Source organism: Mycobacterium lehmannii, assembly GCF_001499925.1.
Taxonomy (GTDB): Bacteria; Actinomycetota; Actinomycetes; order Mycobacteriales; family Mycobacteriaceae; genus Mycobacterium; species Mycobacterium lehmannii.
On sequence record NZ_LQIR01000064.1, the window covers coordinates 1 to 846 of the forward strand.

The 846-nt window shown below is 70.1% G+C and carries 1 protein-coding gene; it reads left to right on the top strand.

Annotated features, from left to right (window positions below):
• Positions 1–846 (top strand): HNH endonuclease signature motif containing protein (locus tag AU192_RS21895; RefSeq protein ID WP_064399634.1); only part of this gene is annotated, 846 nt, incomplete at both ends.

Here is an 846-nt window from a genome sequence, read left to right on the forward strand (position 1 = left end):
CGCCCCGCACCTTCCCCCGAACCGTCGCTGACCAAAACCGTCGGCGAGCAGTCCACCACCTACCGCATCACCCTGCCCACCCTGGAGGCGGCCAAGTTCGATGCCGCCCTGCAGTCCCACCGCGACGCGCTGATCAACGAGCACATCAGCGATCACGGCCCCGACACAGACGGCGACACGCACGAACGCCGCGAGCGACTCGGCGACCTGCGCCGCCAACCGCCGTTCCCCAGCCTGGGTGATGCGTTCATGCGCCTGGTGGACGCCGGCTGGGACACCGAGGTGGCCCGGCGCCCCCACGGCCAAGACACCACCGTGATCGTGCACTTCGATGTCGACAAGGCTGCCGCCTGGCCGCATCTGGGCCCGGTGCTCTCGGAGGCCGATCGGCGACTGTTGTTGTGCGATACCGGCTGCGAGATCTGGCTCGAGCGCCACGGTCAACTCATCGGGGCCGGGCGAGCGACGCGGGTGATCAGCCGGCGCCTGCGCCGGGCCTTAGAGCACCGCGACCGCACCTGCCGGGTGCCCGGCTGCGGGGCCACCCGCGGGCTGCACGCTCATCACCTCGTGCACTGGGAAGACGGCGGGCCCACCGAACTGGACAACCTGGTCTTGGTCTGCCCCTACCATCACCGGCTGCACCACAGCGGCGAGATCACCATCACCGGACCCGCCCACCAACTACGCGTCACCACCCGCGAGGGCGAACCACTTGACCCCGGATCGCTGGCGCGTACACCGACCCAACCCCCGCCCGATGTCCCGCCCTGCCCCGGACCCCTCGGCGAACACGCCCAATGGCGCTGGTACGAACCCTTCCAACCCCAACCACCACCCACCAAC